Raw genomic sequence first — 14,841 nt, 5'->3', positions numbered from 1 at the left:
CCCGGCGGCGTCGGCGGGTCGGCGGCGTCGGCGGGTTCAGGCGAGCGACTCCAGGACGGTGGCGTTGGCGAGGCCGCCCGCCTCGCACATGGTCTGGAGGGCGTACCGGCTGCCGCGTCGGCGCATGGTGTGGACGAGGGTGGTCATCAGGCGGGTGCCGCTGGCGCCGAGCGGGTGGCCGAGGGCGATGGCGCCGCCGTTGACGTTGAGCCGCGCGGGGTCGGCGCCGGTCTCGCGGAGCCAGGCCAGGGGGACCGCGGCGAAGGCCTCGTTGACCTCGAACAGGTCGATGTCCGCGAGGCTGAGGCCGGCCCGCCGCAGGACCTTCCCGGTCGCGGGCAGGACGCCGGTGAGCATCAGCAGGGGGTCGGAGCCGGTCACCGCGAAGGAGTGCAGGCGGGCGAGCGGGCGCAGGCCGAGGCGGGCGGCGGTGTCGGCGCCGGCGATCAGGACGGCGGAGGCGCCGTCGTTGATCGGGCTGCTGTTCCCGGCCGTCACCGACCAGTCGATCTGGGGGAAGCGTTCGGCGTAGGACGGGTCGGCGAAGGAGGGGCGGAGGCCGGCGAGGACCTCGGGGGTGGTGCCGGGGCGGACGGACTCGTCGGTGGTGACCGTCCCCCCGGGGGTGGTCACCGGGACCAGTTCGGCGTCGAACAGCCCGTCGGCGTGCGCCCGGGCGGCCTTGGCGTGGGAGCCGGCGGCGAAGGCGTCCATCTCCTCCCGGGAGAGGGACCAGCGGGCGGCGATCAGTTCGGCACTGATGCCCTGGGGGACCGGGCCGCCGGGGTAGCGGGCGGCGATCGCGGCGCCGAACGGGTCGGCGCCCGGCGGCACGTTGGACCACATCGGCACCCGGCTCATCGACTCGATCCCGCACGCGACCACCAGGTCGTACGCGCCGGCGATGACACCCTGGGCGGCGAAGTGGACGGCCTGCTGGGAGGAGCCGCACTGGCGGTCCACGGTGGTCGCGGGCACGGACTCGGGCAGTCCGGCGGAGAGCCAGGCGTAGCGGGTGGTGTTCATGGCCTGCTCGCCGACCTGGTCGACGCAGCCGCCGATCACGTCGTCGACCAGGGCCGGGTCGATGCCGCTGCGGTCGACCAGGGCCCGGAGGGTCTGGGAGAGCAGGTCCACGGGGTGGACGCCGGAGAGGGCGCCGCCGGGCTTGCCCTTGCCGACGGGGGTGCGGACGGCTTCGACGATGACGGCGTCACGCATGGTGTCCGCCTTCCTCCGGGGGCACGGGTGGGCGGCCGCCCGGGCGCGGTGGCTGGGTTGGAAATCCAAACCTACCGAAGAGTCGGCACGTTTGGAATCCCTACCCACCGGCGTCCGGCCCGCTGCGCCCCCACCGGGCGCCCGGTCCGCTGCGCCTTTCGCCTCGCCGCGTCCGCGCTATGCCTCGCCGCGTCCGCGCTATGCCGCCCCGCGCCGGCGCTACGCCGCCCCGCCCGACGCGTGGGACTTCTGCAGCGTGCGCAGCAGGGCGACGCCCGCCGGGTCGACGGAGCGGCGGGTGTTGACCAGGGCGATCACGCCCACCTGCTTCTCCGGGTCGAACGCGACGAACGACCGGTAGCCGCCCGTCCCGCCGTTGTGCCAGATCTGGAGGTGGCCGCCCTGGCGGGGGTGCAGCCGGTGGCCGAGCCAGCCGAGGTGCATCCAGGCGACCGGGTTGACCCGGTGCCGGACCTCCCGGGTGAGCGCGATCGCGGGCGCCAGCGGCGAGCCGTCGTCGTCCGCCCCGGACGCCAGCTGGGCCCGCACGAACACCGCGAGGTCGGCGGCGGTCGAGTGGAGGCCGCCCGCGCCGACGAGGTCGGCGAGGTTCCAGCCGGGGACGGGACGGCCGCCGCCGGTGTGCCCGGGGGCGAGCCGGGCGGACCGTTCGGCGTCCGGCGCGACCAGTGTGTCGGTCAGGCCGAGCGGGGCGCAGACCTCCCGCGCCACCAGCTCCTGGTAGCCGAGGCCGGACCGGTGGGCGAGGGCGAGGCCGAGCAGTCCGGCGCCGAGGTTGGAGTAGCGGAAGCTGCGTCCGGGGGTGGCGCGCAGCCTGGTCCGGGCCAGCCCGGCGAGCAGGAACCCGGCACTGCAGTGGGCGTACGGGTCGGGCTTGTTGGGGGATATCAGGGCCGGCAGCAGCATTCCGGCGGGGAGCCGGGGGAGGCCCGCGGAGTGGGTGGCGAGGTGCTGGAGGGTGAGCGGGGTGCCGCCCCTGGAGGGGACGGAGACGCCCGCGGGGAGCGCGTCGGCGAGGACGTCGGCGAGCGGCTCGTCGAGTGCGACGGTGCCGGCGAGCGCCAGCCGGGCGAGCGCGAGCGAGGTGAACACCTTGGTCACCGAGCCGATTTCGAACAGGGTGTCCGGGCCGGGTGTGCCGCCGGTGCCGCCGGGGCCGGTGCGGCCTGCGCCGCGGATCTCCACCGTGCCGCCGGCCAGGCCGGCGACCACCGCGCCGACGTGCTGGCCGGCGAGGCGGTCGGCGGTCTGCTGGACGAGGCTGCCAAGGTCGTTCATGGTGCCGAGCCTAGGAGGCCCCGGTCCGTCATGACGTCCACCGTGGCGACGATTTCGGGCCCGCGACGTTCGTCCGCCGGAGGTACGCCCCCACCGCCGCCCGCGTGCGTGCGGGCGGCGGTGGGGGCGGAGGGCAGGCGCGGACCGGGGCCGTCAGGGGCCGGGAGGCCGCCGGGCGGCAGGCGTCAGCAGCTCAGGTTGGAGCCCGGCACGGTGCCGAGCAGCTGGGTGAAGCTCTGGTAGGCGTTGATCCGGCTCTGCACCTGCGCGGGGTTCCCGCCGTTGCACTCCAGGCTGCCGTTGATGCTGCGGATGGTCTCGCCGAAGCCGTACCCGTTGACGATGGCGTTGTGCGGGGTCATGGTGCCGGGGCCGGTCTGGGTGTTCCAGTACCAGAGCGCGGTCTTCCAGGCGACGGCCGGGTCGGTCTGCACCAGGTTGGGGTTGCGCAGCAGGTCGATGCCGAGGGCGTCGCCGGCCGCCTTGTAGTTGAAGTTCCAGCTCAGCTGGATCGGGCCGCGGCCGTAGTACGCGGCCTGGCCGGCCGGGCAGCCGTACGACTGCGAAGCGTCGCAGTAGTGCGGGTAGTTGGCGGTGTTCTGCTCGACCACGTAGACCAGGCCGCCGGTCTCGTGGTTGACGTTGGCGAGGAAGGCCGCGGCCTCCTGCTTGCGCACGGTGTCCGTGCCGGTGCCCGCGAAGGCGGGGTAGGCGCTCAGGGCGTCGAGCAGGCCCTGGTAGGTGTAGAAGGTGTTCCGGTTCGGGAACATCTGGTTGAACTGCGCCTGGCTGACCGGGAATCCGCCCGGGTTGGGGGTCACGGTGGTGGTGGGCGTCGGGGTCGGGTCGGGGCCGCAGCTGTACGGCTCCCAGTACCAGGTGCTGATCACCGGGTCGTAGCCCGGGTTGTCGTGGGTGGCCCGGTAGTGGCTGCCGTTGACGTACCGGACGATCGTGCCGGTGGTGTAGGTGCGGCCGGCGACCCAGTCCGGGTAGGTGCAGTTCCCGGAGGTGGGCGTCGGCGTCGGCGTGGGGGTCTGGGTCGGGCCGGTGCCGCAGGTGCCCTGGTCGGCCCAGACGCCGGAGCCGGCGGTGCTCGGGGCCTCACCCTGGGTCCACCACTTCGCGGACCAGTTGTGGCCGTTGTACGAGGCGCTGGTTCCGCCGGTGTAGACGGCCGACGAGCTCCAGGGCGCGGCGCAGACGGCGGCGCTGGCGTTGGCGGCGGGCAGCAGCAGGACGACCGCCAGCGCCGTGACGACGGCGGACAGCAGTGCGAGCAGGCGTTTCGTTGACACTTGATCACCCCTTGTGCGGTGGGGGCCGCACGGTCGTGGAGGCGGGAAGGTCGGGGCAGGGAGTGGGCCCCGCGGTGTGGGGGCTCGTCGTGGGGGACGGGCCGACCGGGGTGTGAGCCGGGTGCGGGGCTGGCCCAGACTCAAGCGGATTGGTCTAAACCTGTCAAGTGCCTCAGGGGGATTGCGTGTTGATTCCGGCAGCTCCGGCCCCGTCCGCCGCACCCGTCACGGGCGGTCGGCCGGGCCGGCGCGGGCGGCCCGCGCGGCGCCCCGCTCCGGGGTGCGGCGGGTGCGCCGCCCGCCGCGCCCCGGCCCCGTCCGTGCACGGTCCGCGCCCCGGCGGTCCACGGTCCGTGCACGGTCCGCGCCCCGCGGTCTGGGAGGATGGGCGGGTGGACGAGACCCCTGACCCCGCCGCCCGGTCCGGCCCCGGCGCACCGATCAGGTCGGGCATCCCGGAGCACGGCCGGGTGCCCAAGTACTACGCCGTCAAGGGCCGGCTGGAGGAACTGCTCGACGAGCTCGGCGAAGGCGGCGTGCTGCCGACCGAGCGCGAGCTGGCGGCCCGCTTCGAGGTGGCCCGCGAGACGCTCCGCCAGGCCCTGCGCGACCTGCTGATCCAGGGCCGGGTCCGCCGGCGCGGGCGCAGCACCGTGGTGGCCGGCCCCAAGCTGGAGCAGCCGCTCTCGCTCGCCAGCTACACCGAGGGGGTGCGCCGTCAGGGCCGCGTCCCCGGCCGCACCCTGATCGGGCTGGAGCGGCTCGGCGCCGACCCGCAGTTGGCGGGGCAGCTGCGGATCGGGCCGGGTGAGCCGGTCTGGCACCTGGAGCGGGTGCTGCTCGCGGACGGCGAGCGGGTCGGGCTGGAGAGCACCTACCTGGCGGTCGGGCGGGTCCCGGCGCTGGACCGGGACTTCGACCCCGGCTCCTCGCTGTACGCGTTCCTGGCGGAGAAGGCGGGCATCACCTTCGGCGCCGCCGACGAGCGGATCGAGACGGTGCTGGCCACCCCGCGCGAGGCGCTGCTGATCGGCACCCCGCCGGCCCTGCCGATGCTGCTGCTGCACCGGCTGACCCGGGATCCGTCGGGCGTCCCCGTGGAGCGGGTGCGCTCGCTCTACCGGGGCGACCGGTTCAGCTTCACCACCCGCCTCGAATCCGGCTGACGCCCGCCGTCCCCACCGTCTGCCCGCCGTCCCGCCGTTCCCGCCGCCTGCCCTGCCGTCCCGTGGTCCCGCTCGACCGCCACCCGCACTCTCCCCATGATCACGGGATCATAACGGGTCTGGACCGAATTCGAGCGCTGTTCACGCCCGGGTCGGGAGCCGGGCCACCGCCGTCCACCCGTCGGTCCGACCGTGGTCACCGCTCCCTTCCTCGCCATGACGCAGCCTCAGGAGGACGACGTGACCCCGCAGTCCCAGACCCCCGCCACCACCCCCGAGCCCACCCCCGGCCCCTCCCGCCGCGGTCTGCTCCTCGGCGCGGCCGCCGCCGTGCTCGCCGCCGGCCCGCTGACCGCCACCGCCGCCCGCGCCGCGACCACGGGCGCCGCGGCGGCACCGGCCGCTGCGGCCGCCCGCACCCCCAAGGTGCTGGTCATCGGCCTCGACGGCACCATGCTCAACCGGATCAAGGACGCCGGCACCACCAGCCTCGCCGCCCTGATGGCCGGCGGCCTCACCGCCGCCGGCAGCCTCTACACCAGCCCCATGGCGGGCACCTCCTCCGGCCCGGGCTGGTCCACCGTCGCCACCGGCGTCTGGCCGGACAAGCACAACGTCCGCGACAACGACTTCACCGCCCCCGCCTTCGCCGCCTACCCCGACTTCCTCACCCGCGCCGAGACCGCCAGGCCCGCGCTGAACACCTACGTCGTCGCCTCCTGGGCGCCGATCGCCGCCACCATCTACTCGGGCCGGGTCGACACCCGGGTGGCCACCCCGTCCGCCGAGTACGACGCCGGCACCACCTCGCGCGCCGTCGCCCGGCTCCGCGACACCGACCCGGACGCGGTCTTCGTCCAGCTCGACAACGTCGACCACGCCGGCCACAGCAGCGGCTCCGCCAGCGCGGCCTACCTGGACGCGATCCGCGGCGTGGACGCCCAGGTCGGCCAGATCCTCGCCGCCGTCCGCGGCCGCGCCTCCTACGCCCAGGAGGACTGGCTGATCATGGTCACCGCCGACCACGGGCACACCCCCACCGGCGGCCACGGCGGCTCGACCTGGGAGGAGCGGCAGACCTTCGTCATCGCCAACGGCTCGGCGTTCCCGGCCGGTTCGGTCCGGTACGACGTGCGCATGGTGGACATCGCGCCCACCGCCCTCGCCCACCTCGGCATCGCCCTCGACCCGGCCTGGGGCCTCGACGGCAGCCCGATCCCGAGCCTCGTCCCGGACGCCTTCGACGCGCTGCGCCCGCAGCTGACCGGCCGGGTCGACGAGACCGGCATCGCGGCCGGGGTCCTCGGCTTCACCCACACCCCGCCGAGCGGCTGGTCGGTCGACAACTCCGCGATGGGCACCGGCGGCGTCACCGAGTGGCGCGGCTGGTCGTTCACCACCGACGAGTTCTGGACCAAGGCCCAGCGCGACCAGTCCCGTGAGCTGAACGTCCGCTCCCGCAACGTGTTCGCCGTCGCGGACTCCGACGAGTGGGCCGACAAGACCTTCAAGGGCGGCTACGACTCCACCCTGGTCACCCCCGAGTACCCGGTCGCCGGGCTGGCCACCGTGCCGGTCTCCTTCACCACCTACTACCGGCCGGAGGGCGCCCAGACCGCGCAGGTGCTCGCCGTCTGGGACGGCGGCACGCCGGTGCAGGTGAAGAGCTACACCGCCGACACCAACGGCGTGCAGACCTTCGGCCTGGCCGTCCCGGCGGGCGCGAGCCGGCTGCGGCTGCGGTTCCGCTACACCGGCGGCAACAACTGGTACTGGGTGCTCGACAACGTCCGGGTCGGCTAGTAGGGCCGGTCACGCGACCGGTCACCCGACCGGATACCGGCCCGGCTGTCCGCCTGGCCCTCCGCCTGGCCCTCCGCCCGGTGGCCGGCGTCCCCCGGCGGGGTGAGCGCGGCCCGCAGCCGTGCGGCGACCTCCGCCGCTCCCGCCTCGTCGGGGTACTTCCCCCGCGGCCAGAAGAAGCCGCGCAGCCCGTCCTTCGGGTTGCGCGGCACCACGTGGACGTGGAGGTGCGGCACCGACTGGCTGATCCGGTTGTTGGCCGCGACGAAGCTGCCCGCCGCCCCCATCCCGTGCTCGACCGCCGCCGCCACCCGCTGCACCCGCAGGAAGAACGGACCCACCTCCGCCTCCGGCAGGTCCGCGAGGGTGCGGTGGTGGGCCCGCGGCACGACCAGCACGTGGCCGGGGAAGAGCGGCCGGCGGTCGAGGAAGGCGACGGCCGCCCCGTCGTCCAGCACCCGGTGCGCGGGCTCGGTGCCCGCCACCACCGCACAGAAGACGCAGTCCATCCGTCCATTCAAACGGCCCCCCGCCTTCCCGGCGCGCCGGTGCGGCGGCGTCACCCGTCCGGACCCCGACCGGGTGCGGCCCGCCCGGCTCCGGGCGCACCGTGCAGGAGGGGCGCGCGGCGCGCCCCGTCGACGAGGAGGTGGCCCGGATGGCGGGCAAGTTCGAGGTGTACGAGGACGCCGGAGGCAAGTTCCGGTTCCGGCTCAAGGCGGGCAACGGCGAGATAGTCGCCACCGGCCAGGGCTACGCGAGCAAGGACGCGGCCCACAAGGGCGTCGAGGCGGTCCAGCGGGCGGCCGCGGGCGCGCCCGTGGTGGACGTGGCCAAGGCCGCGGCCTGACGCCGGCCCGAGGCGCACACGCGGGAGGCCGGACCGGACGGGGAAAGCACGTCCGGTCCGGCCTCCCGCGTTGCGGCCGGTCCCGCCGACCGCGCGCCGACCCCGCCCCGCCCGCGCGCCGACCCCGCCCCGCCCGCGCGCCGACCCCGCCCCGCCCGCGTGCCGTTCCGCCCGCTACTCGTAGCGGTAGAGCAGTGCCTCCCGCTCGGTCTGCTCGATGGCCTCGATGGTGAGCGCCGGGTCCCCCAGGTGGGAGAGGGTGACCTCGGCCGAGGTCGGCTGGGCGTCCGCGGCGAGCCAGTTCTCCGGCTTCCAGGCCGAGGAGCGCAGCAGCGCCTTCGGGCAGTGCGCGTAGACCTCCTCGACCGCCACCACGATCGCGCTGCGCGGCGGCTTCCCGACCGCCGTCAGCTGCTCCAGCAGCCGGGGGTCGGTGGAGACGCAGGCCCGGCCGTTGACCCGGAGCGTGGTGTCCCGCCCCGGCACCACGAAGATCAGACCGACCTGTCCGGTCTCGATGACGTTGTGGAGGGTGTCGAGCCGCTTGTTGCCCGTCGCGTCCGGGATGGCCAGGGTGTGCTCGTCCAGTACCGACACCAGCCCGGCCGGCCCGCCGCGCGGGGAGACGTCGCACCGTCCCGCGGCGTCCGCGCTGGCCACGAAGACCAGTGACGAGCAGGCGATCAGCCGGCGGGCCACCTCGTGGATGTGGTCCACCTGCTTGCGCCGGGCGTGGTCGCCGGGCTGCTCGTAGACCTCCCGCAGACCCGCCGCGTCGCGTACGGCGTCCGCGCTGAGCGCCTCGAACAGGCCGGCCGCGCGGTTCGGCCCGGTGGTTGACGGTTCGACAGTCTCCGGTGTGGTGGTCATACCGGAAATCTAGCCGAGGGCCCTCCGGCGACCGCTCGGAGGAGCCCGCAGAGGACCCGCCCGCCCGAGGTCACCCACTTCGTCCAGGTCCCCGCGCTCTGAGCACGGGCCCCGCGCTTTGAGTACCGGCCGGGCGGCCTCAGGGCACCGGCTGCCGGCTCAGACGACCAGCGGCACCGGGTGCACCTCGTCCGCAGGGTGTCCGGAACGCTCGTGGACCCGCTGCACGGCCTCCTTCGACGGCCCCTCGGAGAGGCAGTAGACGATGCCGGACTCCGGGTCGGCCCACGCCTGTTGGAACCGCACGCCCTCCTCAGCCTGGATCGCCAGATCGGCCTGGTGCGCCATCCGCAGCTCCTCCTGCGTGATGCCGGCCATCCCGTGGTGGACGTCCATGAACTTGGCCATCGCGCTCGCACCTCCTGGACTCCGCGGGCGGCCGCCGCCGTCCGCCTACCACCAGCGTGCGCCCGGCGCACCCCGGACCGCCACCGGGAGCCCGGCGCGTGCCGCATCCGCCGTGTGCTTCGGCCGCCGGCATTCCCGCCCGTCGCGTGAAACAGGCCACAGCCGCTCCCTCTCCCTGGCGCCGCGCGGATCATGGCACAATGACGGCGTAGTAGCAGTGACGTTCAGCGCACTCCGGGGTCGGTGAAAATCCGAACCGGCGGTTACAGTCCGCGACCCGTCCGCAGCCAGCGGCCGGTTGACCAGGTGAAATTCCTGGACCGACGGTTAAAGTCCGGATGGGAGGCGTGCGCGACGGACGAGAGAGCGGTACCCGTGGTCCCCCGGTGGGCCTCGGGAGGTGCGTGCGATGGGAGAGGTCTCCTCTGCCGTCCGCTGGTTGGCGGCGACCCGGCGACGGGTGGTGCCGTCGGTCCGCGACCCGTGCGCCCGTGCCCCCGTCCGTAGTCCCCTCCCATGCCACAGCCCCGGAGTCCGCGCCCCAAGCGCGAGGAGAACCCGGGTGTTCACCGGCATCATCGAAGAGCTCGGCGAGGTCGTGTCGATCGAGGAGATCGGCGACTCCTCGCGAATCCGCCTGCGTGGTCCGGTGGTCTGTCAGGACGCGCGCCACGGCGACTCCATCGCGGTGAACGGCGTCTGCCTGACCGTCGTCGACAGTGCCGACCAACTGGCTGCCGGTAGCGGCGAGTTCAGCGCCGATGTGATGGCCGAGACGCTCCACCGGTCCAGCCTGGGCGAGTTGAAGCCCGGTTCGCGGATCAACCTGGAGCGCGCCATGGCCCTCGGCGCCCGGCTCGGCGGACACCTGGTGCAGGGCCATGTCGACGCCACCGGGCGGCTGTTGAGCCGTGAGCCGGGCGAGCGCGACGCGGCCGGGGAGCTGCGCTGGGAGGTCCTGCGCTTCTCGCTGCCCGAGTCGGTCTCCCGCTACCTGGTGGAGAAGGGCTCGATCACGGTCGACGGCGTCAGCCTCACCGTGGTCGAGGCGGCCCGGGACAGCTTCACCGTCAGCCTCATCCCGGCCACCCTCGCGCTGACCACCCTCGGCACCAAGGCCGTCGGCGAGAGCGTCAACCTGGAGGTCGACGTCCTCGCCAAGTACGTGGAGCGGCTGCTGGAGTCCCGCACCCTCCCCGCACTGCCCGCTCTGCCCGGGCTGCCCGACCCCTCCGCCCTCCCCGAGACGAACCCCGGAGAGAACAAGTGAACTGGCTCAACGGCACCGTCCACCTGTTCGGCCAGGACGTCTACCGGTCGGACATCATCGGCAACCTGCTCGGTCTCACCGCGCTCGCCCTCGGCTGGCGCCGGTCCCGGCTGACCTGGCCGGTGCAGCTGCTCTCCGGCGTGATCCTGGTCGGCGCGTACTGGTCCGCCCACCTCAGCGGCGGCGTCGGCAAGCAGGTCGTGGTCGTCCTCGCCGCCGTCTGGGGCTGGACGAGGTGGCAGCGCGGCAAGCACGGCGACGGCGACGTCGCGGTCCGCTTCGCCACCGGGCGGGAACGCGCCGTCCTGGTCGCCGGCACCGCGCTCGGCACCCTGGCGGTCGGCACGCTGTTCACCGTCTACCCGCAACTGTCCTGGGACGCCTGGCCGGACGCCTACATCTTCGTCGGCACGCTGGCCGCGATGGTGGCCCAGGCCCGCGGCTGGGTCGAGTTCTGGTTCGCCTGGGTCGCCGTCGACCTGGTCGGCGTCCCGCTCGCCTTCAACAACGGGCTGGTCTTCTCCGGCTTCACCTACTCCATCTACTTCGTCCTGGTCCTGCTCGGCCTGCGCGCCTGGTGGCTGCGCGGCCGCACCGCCCGTCCGTCGACCGACCGCGTTCTCCAGGGAGCCTCCGCATGACCGAGAACCAGCCCGAGAAGCAGTCCGGGAAGCAGTCCGCGCACCACACCGGTGAGCACCTCGGCGAGTACGCCGGGGGACCGGCGGGAGACCGCGCGGGCGCTCCCGACCTCGTCCTCGACCCGGTCGAGCGGGCCGTCTCCGACATCGCGCTCGGCCGTCCCGTGATCGTGGTCGACGACGAGGACCGCGAGAACGAGGGCGACATCGTCTTCGCCGCCTCCGCCGCCACCCCCGAGCTGATGGCGTTCACCATCCGCTACAGCTCGGGCGTGATCTGCGTCCCGATGACCGGTGACGAGCTGGACCGGCTCAAGCTCCCGCCGATGACCCAGGTCAACGAGGACCGCAAGGGCACCGCGTACGCCGTCTCGGTCGACGCCCGCGAGGGGGTCTCCACCGGTATCTCGGCGGCCGACCGGGCCCGCACCGTCCGGCTGCTCTCCTCGTCCGGCACCGGGCCCGGCGACCTGGCCCGCCCCGGGCACGTGTTCCCGCTGCGCGCCGTCGACGGCGGCGTGCTGGTCCGGCCCGGCCACACCGAGGCCGCCGTCGACCTGGCCCGGCTCGCCGGTCTGGCGCCGGCCGGCGCGATCGCCGAGGTCGTCAACGACGACGGCTCCATGGCCCGGCTGCCCGAGCTGGTCGCCTTCGCCCGCGAGCACGGCCTGGCGATCATCTCGATCGAGGACCTCATCGCCTACCGCCGCCGCACCGAGCTGCACGTCGGCCGGGCCGCCGTCACCTCGCTGCCCACCGAGTTCGGCGAGTTCACCGCCGTCGGCTACCAGGGCACCATCGACGGGGTCGAGCACATCGCCCTGGTCGCGGGCGGGCTGGACGCGGACGGCCGGCTCCCGGACGGCGAGGACGTCCTGGTGCGGGTCCACTCGGAGTGCCTGACCGGGGACGTCTTCGGCTCGCTGCGCTGCGACTGCGGTCCGCAGCTGCAGGCCTCGCTGCGGCGGGTCGCCGAGGCCGGCCGCGGCGTGGTGCTCTACCTGCGCGGCCACGAGGGCCGGGGCATCGGCCTGGCGCACAAGCTGCGCGCCTACGAGCTGCAGGAGCAGGGCCGGGACACCGTCGACGCCAACCTGGACCTGGGCCTGCCCGCGGACGCCCGGGACTACAGCATCGGCGCGCAGATGCTCTGCGACCTCGGGGTCCGCTCGCTCACCCTGCTGACCAACAACCCGGAGAAGCTGACCGCGCTCACCGAGCACGGCCTCAAGGTCAAGGGCCGCGAGGCGGTGGAGATCCCGGCCGGCGAGCACAACGCCCGCTACCTGCGGACCAAGCGCGACCGGATGGGCCACGACCTGCCCGGCCTCGACTCCTGACCGGCCCTGGTCCCCGACCCGCGCACCCCTCCCGCCCGCCGCACCCCGCGGCACCGCACCTCCGAACCACCCCACCGCATCGCCGAACCACCGAAAGGCACCAGCACATGAGCGGCCACGGAGCCCCCGAGCTGACCATCGACAACGCCGCCGGCCTCAAGGTCGCCGTGATCGCCGCCCAGTGGCACGAGCAGGTGATGAACGGCCTCCTCGACGGCGCCCACCGCGCCCTGAAGGAGCTGGGCGTCGCGGAGCCGACCGTCCTGCGCGTCCCCGGCACCTTCGAGCTGCCGGTGGCCGCCAAGCGGCTCGCCGACCGCGGCTACGACGCGGTGATCGCCCTCGGCGTCGTCATCCGCGGCGGCACCCCGCACTTCGACTACGTCTGCCAGGCCGCCACCGCCGGCCTCACCCAGGTCAGCGTGGACACCGGCGTGCCGGTCGGGTTCGGCGTGCTGACCTGCGACAACGAGCAGCAGGCGCTGGACCGGGCGGGCCTGCCGGGCTCCGCCGAGGACAAGGGCCACGAGGCCGTCACCGCCGCCGTCGCCACCGCCGTCACGCTGCGCGCGCTCTGAGCCGCCGGGCGGACCCCGACGGCACGCCGTCGGCGCGAAGCCGCCCCTCCGCGGACCCGGACCGTGGACGTCCACCGGACTGTCCACGGTCCGGGACCGTTTACCGCCCGTAAGCCCGCACGCCGTAAGGTGAGTGCATCATGGCTTCGAAGACATTCGAGGAGCTCTTCACCGAGCTCCAGCAGAAGGCCGCCACCGGCGACCCCTCGTCCTCCCGCACCGCGCAGCTCGTCCAGCAGGGCGTCCATGCGATCGGCAAGAAGGTCGTCGAGGAGGCCGCCGAGGTCTGGATGGCCGCCGAGTTCCAGTCCGACGAGCAGACCGCCGAGGAGATCTCCCAGCTCCTCTACCACCTTCAGGTGATGATGGTCGCCCGTGGGCTGACGCTCGACGACGTCTACAAGTACCTCTAGAACCGGCCCGCAAGAACATCCCCCCCGCCACACCCAACAGGTAAGGAACCGACCTCCATGCTGCGCATCGCCGTACCCAACAAGGGTTCGCTCTCGGGTCCCGCGGCGGAGATGCTCCATGAGGCCGGCTACCGCCAGCGCAAGGACGCCAAGGAACTGGTCCTGGTCGACCCGGGCAACCAGGTCGAGTTCTTCTTCCTGCGCCCGCGCGACATCGCCGTCTACGTCGGCTCCGGCCGGCTCGACGTCGGCATCACCGGCCGCGACCTGCTGCTGGACTCGCACTCCAACGCGGAGGAGGTGCTCGCCCTCGGCTTCGGCGGCTCCACCTTCCGCTTCGCCCGCCCCGAGGGCGTGGACGTCCAGGACGTGCAGGGCCTGGAGGGGCTGCGGATCGCCACCTCCTACACCGGCCTGGTCGAGCAGCACCTCGCCGACCACGGGGTCAAGGCCACCGTCACCAAGCTGGACGGTGCGGTGGAGACCGCCGTGCAGCTGGGCGTCGCCGACGTGATCGCCGACGTGGTGGAGACCGGCACCAGCCTGCGCAACGCGGGCCTGGAGGTGTTCGGCGAGCCGATCCTGATCTCCGACGCCGTGGTGATCCGCCCCAAGGGCGCCGGCGAGGACGCGGCCGTCGACCAGTTCCTGCGCCGCCTGCAGGGCGTGCTGGTGGCCCGCCGCTACGTGCTGATGGACTACGACATCCGCGCCGAGAACGTCACCGCCGCCGTCGGGCTGACCCCGGGCCTGGAGTCGCCGACCGTCTCCCCGCTGCACACCGAGGGCTGGGTGGCCGTCCGCGCGATGGTGCTCCGCAAGGAGGCCCAGCGGATCATGGACGACTTGTGGGGCATCGGGGCCCGGGCGATCCTGGTGACGAACATCCACGCCTGCCGTCTCTGATCCGCACGCCGCCTGCGGTCGCGCGGGTAAGCACCGGTTGAATGGGGTGGGGACGCCGTACGGTGTCCCCACCCTTTCCCCTGCACCAGCCGTCGAACCACCCGGAGCCCCTCGTGTCCACGCCTGCCGAGTTCCCCGTCACCTGGGCGCCGCGCCGCACCCGTGCCGTCCTGCTGCCGGTCTGCGCGCTGCTGGTGGTGATGTTCGCCGTGATGGCGGTCGCGCTGCCGGCGAACTGGCAGTTCAACGACCGGATGATGATGGCGCTCAGCGGCGTGCTCTTCGCCTCGGTGGGCCTGATGCTCGCCCGTCCCCGGGTCCGGGCCGACGCCGAGGGCGTCACCGTGGTCAACTTCGTCCGCAGCCGCCGCCTGGGCTGGGCCGAGATCGTCCGGGTCAACTTCCGCCAGGGCGACCCGTGGGCCACCCTCGACCTCGCGGACGGCACCTCGCTGGCCGCCGTCGGCATCCAGTCCGGCGTGGGCAAGGCCCAGGCCATCGCGGACGCCCGAGCGCTGCGCGACCTGGTCGAGCGCCGCGGCCACTGAGCCCCGGCCACTGAGCCCCGGCCGCCGAGCTGCGGCCACTGAGCCCCGGCTGCCGAGCCCTGCACCCGTCCCGGCGTCCCGCACCCGTCCCGGCCTGCCTCCACCGCCGCCCCTCCACCGTGCCCCGTACCGCCGTTGGCGGGTCCGAACACTGATCCGACGGCCGCACGGGTATCGTCTACGCTGATTAAAGCGGGGCAAAGGCATTGTCCTGCCCGAAAACGACCAGA

The 14,841-nt window shown here is 74.0% G+C and carries 16 protein-coding genes and 1 riboswitch; of the genes, 10 read left to right on the top strand and 6 right to left on the bottom strand.

The window, feature by feature from the left end:
• Window positions 1-36: 36 nt before the first annotated feature.
• The 3 genes from OG550_RS05155 to OG550_RS05145 all read right to left on the bottom strand — a co-directional run bounded on the left by OG550_RS05155 (window position 37) and on the right by OG550_RS05145 (window position 3,818).
• Entirely contained in the window at window positions 37-1,221 is a 1,185-nt protein-coding gene (locus OG550_RS05155) for a thiolase family protein (protein ID WP_327674994.1), read from the bottom strand.
• Window positions 1,222-1,440: 219 nt separating this feature from the next.
• A complete protein-coding gene (locus OG550_RS05150) occupies window positions 1,441-2,520 on the bottom strand; it encodes a serine hydrolase domain-containing protein (protein WP_327674991.1) in 1,080 nt (359 codons plus the stop codon).
• Between the two features lie 185 nt (window positions 2,521-2,705).
• Entirely contained in the window at window positions 2,706-3,818 is a 1,113-nt protein-coding gene (locus tag OG550_RS05145) for a glycoside hydrolase family 19 protein (protein ID WP_327674989.1), read from the bottom strand.
• A 392-nt stretch (window positions 3,819-4,210) separates the two neighbouring features.
• Here OG550_RS05145 and OG550_RS05140 point away from each other — a divergent pair, with 392 nt between their 5' ends.
• On the top strand, window positions 4,211-4,984 hold the full coding sequence (locus OG550_RS05140) for a GntR family transcriptional regulator (protein ID WP_327674987.1): 774 nt from the start codon (window positions 4,211-4,213) through the stop codon (window positions 4,982-4,984).
• 216 nt (window positions 4,985-5,200) lie between these two features.
• Window positions 5,201-6,787 carry an alkaline phosphatase family protein gene (locus OG550_RS05135; protein WP_327674985.1) on the top strand — a complete coding sequence of 529 codons (1,587 nt, stop codon included), beginning with the start codon at window positions 5,201-5,203 and terminating at the stop codon, window positions 6,785-6,787.
• On the opposite strand, the gene OG550_RS05130 is transcribed toward OG550_RS05135, so the two are convergent.
• Window positions 6,784-7,296 (bottom strand): HIT family protein, encoded by a 513-nt coding sequence (locus tag OG550_RS05130; RefSeq protein ID WP_327674984.1) that lies wholly within the window; start codon window positions 7,294-7,296, stop codon window positions 6,784-6,786. The two genes, OG550_RS05135 and OG550_RS05130, sit on opposite strands and share 4 nt — an antisense overlap.
• A gap of 149 nt (window positions 7,297-7,445) precedes the next feature.
• Here OG550_RS05130 and OG550_RS05125 point away from each other — a divergent pair, with 149 nt between their 5' ends.
• Complete coding sequence (locus tag OG550_RS05125) at window positions 7,446-7,637, top strand: YegP family protein (RefSeq protein WP_327674982.1); 192 nt, start codon at window positions 7,446-7,448, stop codon at window positions 7,635-7,637.
• Between the two features lie 174 nt (window positions 7,638-7,811).
• Here OG550_RS05125 and OG550_RS05120 read toward each other — a convergent pair whose 3' ends face one another.
• Complete coding sequence (locus OG550_RS05120) at window positions 7,812-8,507, bottom strand: MSMEG_1061 family FMN-dependent PPOX-type flavoprotein (RefSeq protein ID WP_327674980.1); 696 nt, start codon at window positions 8,505-8,507, stop codon at window positions 7,812-7,814.
• 159 nt (window positions 8,508-8,666) lie between these two features.
• Window positions 8,667-8,915 (bottom strand): SCO4226 family nickel-binding protein, encoded by a 249-nt coding sequence (locus tag OG550_RS05115; RefSeq protein WP_327674978.1) that lies wholly within the window; start codon window positions 8,913-8,915, stop codon window positions 8,667-8,669.
• A gap of 226 nt (window positions 8,916-9,141) precedes the next feature.
• Window positions 9,142-9,269, top strand: a riboswitch (FMN riboswitch).
• A 208-nt stretch (window positions 9,270-9,477) separates the two neighbouring features.
• On the opposite strand from OG550_RS05115, the gene OG550_RS05110 reads away from it, so the two are divergent.
• The 7 genes from OG550_RS05110 to OG550_RS05080 all read left to right on the top strand — a co-directional run bounded on the left by OG550_RS05110 (window position 9,478) and on the right by OG550_RS05080 (window position 14,611).
• Window positions 9,478-10,185 (top strand): riboflavin synthase, encoded by a 708-nt coding sequence (locus OG550_RS05110; RefSeq protein WP_327674976.1) that lies wholly within the window; start codon window positions 9,478-9,480, stop codon window positions 10,183-10,185.
• On the top strand, window positions 10,182-10,826 hold the full coding sequence (locus OG550_RS05105; RefSeq protein WP_327674974.1) for a nicotinamide mononucleotide transporter family protein: 645 nt from the start codon (window positions 10,182-10,184) through the stop codon (window positions 10,824-10,826). The genes OG550_RS05110 and OG550_RS05105 overlap by 4 nt, the downstream gene beginning before the upstream one ends.
• Window positions 10,823-12,166, top strand: a complete 1,344-nt coding sequence (locus tag OG550_RS05100; RefSeq protein ID WP_327674972.1) for a bifunctional 3,4-dihydroxy-2-butanone-4-phosphate synthase/GTP cyclohydrolase II — start codon at window positions 10,823-10,825, stop codon at window positions 12,164-12,166. The genes OG550_RS05105 and OG550_RS05100 overlap by 4 nt, the downstream gene beginning before the upstream one ends.
• Window positions 12,167-12,273: 107 nt before the next feature.
• Window positions 12,274-12,744, top strand: a complete 471-nt coding sequence (gene ribH, locus OG550_RS05095; RefSeq protein WP_327674970.1) for a 6,7-dimethyl-8-ribityllumazine synthase — start codon at window positions 12,274-12,276, stop codon at window positions 12,742-12,744.
• A 140-nt stretch (window positions 12,745-12,884) separates the two neighbouring features.
• Complete coding sequence (locus OG550_RS05090; protein WP_030306151.1) at window positions 12,885-13,157, top strand: phosphoribosyl-ATP diphosphatase; 273 nt, start codon at window positions 12,885-12,887, stop codon at window positions 13,155-13,157.
• A 57-nt stretch (window positions 13,158-13,214) separates the two neighbouring features.
• A complete protein-coding gene (gene hisG, locus OG550_RS05085; protein WP_327674967.1) occupies window positions 13,215-14,063 on the top strand; it encodes an ATP phosphoribosyltransferase in 849 nt (282 codons plus the stop codon).
• A gap of 113 nt (window positions 14,064-14,176) precedes the next feature.
• On the top strand, window positions 14,177-14,611 hold the full coding sequence (locus tag OG550_RS05080; RefSeq protein ID WP_327674965.1) for a PH domain-containing protein: 435 nt from the start codon (window positions 14,177-14,179) through the stop codon (window positions 14,609-14,611).
• The last annotated feature ends 230 nt before the right edge of the window (window positions 14,612-14,841 follow it).

Source organism: Kitasatospora sp. NBC_00458 (assembly GCF_036013975.1).
Taxonomy (GTDB): domain Bacteria; phylum Actinomycetota; class Actinomycetes; order Streptomycetales; family Streptomycetaceae; genus Kitasatospora.
Note: the sequence above shows the minus strand (reverse complement) of the source record. Positions and strands in the feature narration are given on the sequence as shown.

Bases quoted from the DNA above. Each gene is read 5' to 3' on its own strand.
- OG550_RS05155 (WP_327674994.1), bottom strand. From the start codon at position 1,221: ATGCGTGACGCCGTCATCGTCGAAGCCGTCCGCACCCCCGTCGGCAAG.
- OG550_RS05150 (WP_327674991.1), bottom strand. From the start codon at position 2,520: ATGAACGACCTTGGCAGCCTCGTCCAGCAGACCGCCGACCGCCTCGCC.
- OG550_RS05135 (WP_327674985.1), top strand. From the start codon at position 5,201: ATGACGCAGCCTCAGGAGGACGACGTGACCCCGCAGTCCCAGACCCCC.
- OG550_RS05130 (WP_327674984.1), bottom strand. From the start codon at position 7,296: ATGGACTGCGTCTTCTGTGCGGTGGTGGCGGGCACCGAGCCCGCGCAC.
- OG550_RS05125 (WP_327674982.1), top strand. From the start codon at position 7,446: ATGGCGGGCAAGTTCGAGGTGTACGAGGACGCCGGAGGCAAGTTCCGG.
- OG550_RS05120 (WP_327674980.1), bottom strand. From the start codon at position 8,507: ATGACCACCACACCGGAGACTGTCGAACCGTCAACCACCGGGCCGAAC.
- OG550_RS05115 (WP_327674978.1), bottom strand. From the start codon at position 8,915: ATGGCCAAGTTCATGGACGTCCACCACGGGATGGCCGGCATCACGCAG.
- OG550_RS05100 (WP_327674972.1), top strand. From the start codon at position 10,823: ATGACCGAGAACCAGCCCGAGAAGCAGTCCGGGAAGCAGTCCGCGCAC.
- ribH (WP_327674970.1), top strand. From the start codon at position 12,274: ATGAGCGGCCACGGAGCCCCCGAGCTGACCATCGACAACGCCGCCGGC.
- OG550_RS05090 (WP_030306151.1), top strand. From the start codon at position 12,885: ATGGCTTCGAAGACATTCGAGGAGCTCTTCACCGAGCTCCAGCAGAAG.
- hisG (WP_327674967.1), top strand. From the start codon at position 13,215: ATGCTGCGCATCGCCGTACCCAACAAGGGTTCGCTCTCGGGTCCCGCG.